Source organism: Caballeronia glathei (genome assembly GCF_000698595.1).
Taxonomy (GTDB): Bacteria; Pseudomonadota; Gammaproteobacteria; order Burkholderiales; family Burkholderiaceae; genus Caballeronia; species Caballeronia glathei.
The window spans coordinates 1-3,327 of record NZ_JFHC01000178.1; the positions used below are offsets into that span (position 1 = coordinate 1).

Here is a 3,327-nt window from a genome sequence, read left to right on the forward strand (position 1 = left end):
CCCCTGGGATCACCGGGCGCTTACGATCATTCACGCTTATAAATTTAACAAATCCCTATGAATCGATGACAAAGCTCCAAAGCGCTGCGCATTCTGTGTCGCTTAAGGTGTATTGGGGCATGGCTTTTTTCAGAACGATTCCTGTCGGATCGACGCCGGCACGCAAGACGCGGCAAAACGAGATCAGGGTGTAGTGACTCGGCGGGCCGCCTCGACGCTCTGCATCGCTGAGCAGGTGCCGGCGTGTAAGGGGGGGCGCAAAAGAGGCTGCATTGTCCATGTGACCATGGCAATTAATGCACCGGGCAGCGTTGGCAGGCACCATGCGGTTGTCGTCGCGTAAGTGCGCTACGAGTGCGCGCTGCCCGCTAAAGATCGCATATCCCAAGTCCGTGGATCGATACGGATCCTCCCCATTTGCCGAATTATCAACAGCAACAAAAAATAGGGCCGTCATCACGTGCATCGTGAAGCTGGCGCGGTATGAGGTCCATGTCATCAGTGGATCCGAAGAGTGCGCGAGACGCTCGGTACTCCCGTCGCGTCAAGAGCGAATAACATGTAATAGCCGGGCACGACGACGCCAGGATCAATTGGAATACTCAACAGATATTCGCCTGCTCTACCGACGCGAAAGCTTAACGGAACGCGTCGCTGCTCGTTGTTGAGAGAATGAGTTGCCGATGACAGACGCATCAGCGCAAATGCGCTAACCGTCTTGTCCGTGCTTACGGATATCGACGAGCCAAGACTCGCGGTCGTGGGCGCCGACAAGATCGTGGGACGTAAGGCTGGCGAACCATCCGCGTTGAGAAGATACGGCGGCGTCAGTATTTCGGCGTTAGTGTGATTGGTCGAACACTGCCCGCACAGCCCCCCACCACCGCTTAACACGCGACCGTCCGGCAAAAGCAGCGCGAAACTGTGGTAGGTGCGCGGAACAGCTTGGGCGGCAAGCAGCATAAAAGCTTCAGTCCCAGGGCTCCACAGTTCTGCCGTCAGAACCGCGTTGTCGTCGGAGAAAATCTTTGCAAAGGCTTGACCGCCGACCACGACGACGTCCCCGCTCGGTAGCACGATGCTGTTGTGAAACGTGCGCTTATAGCTCATTGGAGCTATTGCGCGAGTGATCGCCGCTCCGCTGCTGATATCGATTAGCGTGGCGTTCGACGTCGCTTCGGTCTCTTCGTAGTTAGGTGCGCCGCCGACGACGAGGATTTTCCGAACGTCATACATGACCGCGTTGCCGTTCATCGCGTCACTGCCTCGATTCCCCGCCTGCTCCACACTACCGTTTCCTGCCGTGTCAATCCAATGCATGGCCCGACTGGGGCCCGCGTGGAAAACTCGGCCGTCGGAAACTGCGAACAACCACATGTGGTTGTCGGCACGATATATTCCCGCTGCATCGTTTGTTAAGAAATAGTCGGCAAGCACCGCAACATTGTCTCTCCAGCCCGAATTACCGACCCACGTTTCTCCGTTCTTGTGTCCCTGTCCTCCGTTCCATGAGCCTCCCAACACGAACACACCGCCGCTGCTCAGTGTCACGCTCCCCTGATAGCCTCGTGCAATGTTCATCTGCTTCCCGGATGTCCACTTTCTTGAGCTAGGGTTAAAAATGCTAACCTTCGAGCTACTCGAGCCACCCGTCACAAACACGCTCCCGTCGGGCAGATTTGCGATTCCCGGACAGAACATGTCGTGGCCGGTCTTGGTGACCACCGTCTGCGTGCTGCTGCGCGACATCGGATCAAAAATTGCAGTATAGGTGCCCCCAGTGTTCTCATGCTTGCCCGGATCCACCTCACCGCCCGTGAAACTTAGCGGGCTATCAGCCGACCAGAGCAGCACCGTTCCATCACTTAGATTGGCGGCTGCCACCGGCACTAGCGGCAAAGAAATCGGCGCGGACCACTGCGACGGCCGCACGCCCTGCGCCGTTATGTCCCGACACGTTGCAATTAAGATCGCCCCCAATGCGATCAGGAGCAAGGCTTTTGTGCCCGCTCTCGACGGTTTTGGGTTGCTCGTTGAGAATCGATTTCGTTCCATTGCGGCGCCCCTTTCTAAGTTCACGTGATACGGCTTGTGATCGGCGACTCTCAGTTGATCGGTATCGCTTCGCATGTGTTGCAAACCGCCAGTGCGCCAAGAACCTCACAAACTTCCTTAATTCGGGGGAGATCAGCGCTGCGCCAGCGCAACATCGCGTTCTGATCGAAGCAATAGACTTGTGTCGAATGGTCGGCGATGTTTATCGGCAGCGATGGGCGGCCCGCCAGCTCTGCTCGTATCCGGTCGACGTCATCTGGAGCCGGTGTGGCCGCGGCCCATACAGGACGGGCATGGAAGCGCGCGAGCCATTCGCGCAACGCAGAGGGTGCATCGGCAAATGGGTCGATTCCAATCGATAGCAATCGGATTGGATAGCGTGTACGGGTCTGCAGCATCCAGTCTTGAACTGCACCGAACAGCGCTCCCTGCAGAGGGCAAACAGAACTGCAACCAGTGTAAATTGTCTGCACCGCCGTGACGCCTTCACGCAACAACTCTCCGAGCAGTCGAGTTCTGCCCGTTTGGTCGACCACCAAGGCCTCGGTGAGACAGACCGGTGGCCTGACCGGTCCCATGCTTCCATGTTGCGCGCAAACCGTTGCAGACACGGCCGACGTCAAGGCCGACGCCATCGCGCGCAACATTTCGCGCCGCGTCATAGCAGTCATGTCATCACCTGCCGCGTCGGGCTCTAGACCCTATCTTTATATGATATGCCGCTGCTTCGCTGGAACGGGCACTTTCCCGAATGAATGTGCGATGCCATACGGTAAGCTGCCTCGCACTGGGGCATCGCCTGCTTAAAGGCCCTGTGCAAACACGAGAGGTGATTCGGCAGCTAACATGCCGACGCTTAGATCGTTAAACAGCTACATGGTAAGCGGCGAATTGGGCGCGTCGTGTTGAGATTCATTCGCTGCGAACAGGCACGTCGCCGCGCGCCAGCCATTGTGATCGATCACCGGCGTTCGCAGAGGGTTGATTTGCGGCGACGATGGCAGTCAGATACCACCGACAAACCCGGTAACCTAAGCTTGTGAGCGCCTCAAAGCCGCCAACCAAACCGTGAGCCGCCCGTGCCAGCTTACTCGATGATCCTGATCGGATTGTCTTCGGCGACGAAGTCATCGAGGCATTCTGGAAGCAGCGTCACCTGCTTGCGATCTTCGCCTTCTATGAATCGCTTCATCCGTTTCGTGCTGCCCGAGCCCCTCGCCTCGTGAATGCGTCGACGTGACACTCCGAGTCCGCACGATAGCTGTCAGGTAC

3 protein-coding genes are annotated in these 3,327 nt (G+C 57.5%); all 3 read right to left on the bottom strand.

All coding sequences use genetic code 11. The annotated features are described in order from the left end of the window. Positions 1-55: 55 nt before the first annotated feature. Genes BG61_RS41145 through BG61_RS41150 form a run of 3 tightly spaced genes read right to left on the bottom strand, consistent with a single transcriptional unit; the run spans position 56 to position 2,726 of the window. Positions 56-499 carry a hypothetical protein gene (locus tag BG61_RS41145; RefSeq protein ID WP_075584335.1) on the bottom strand — a complete coding sequence of 148 codons (444 nt, stop codon included), beginning with the start codon at positions 497-499 and terminating at the stop codon, positions 56-58. Next, the gene (locus tag BG61_RS37930; protein WP_035938276.1) at positions 499-2,055 is read right to left on the bottom strand and encodes a galactose oxidase early set domain-containing protein; all 1,557 of its coding nucleotides are present in this window, start codon (positions 2,053-2,055) and stop codon (positions 499-501) included. Before BG61_RS37930 ends, BG61_RS41145 begins: the two co-directional genes overlap by 1 nt. 50 nt (positions 2,056-2,105) lie before the next feature. Further along, positions 2,106-2,726, bottom strand: a complete 621-nt coding sequence (locus tag BG61_RS41150; RefSeq protein ID WP_075584336.1) for an SCO family protein — start codon at positions 2,724-2,726, stop codon at positions 2,106-2,108. Positions 2,727-3,327 lie beyond the last annotated feature (601 nt).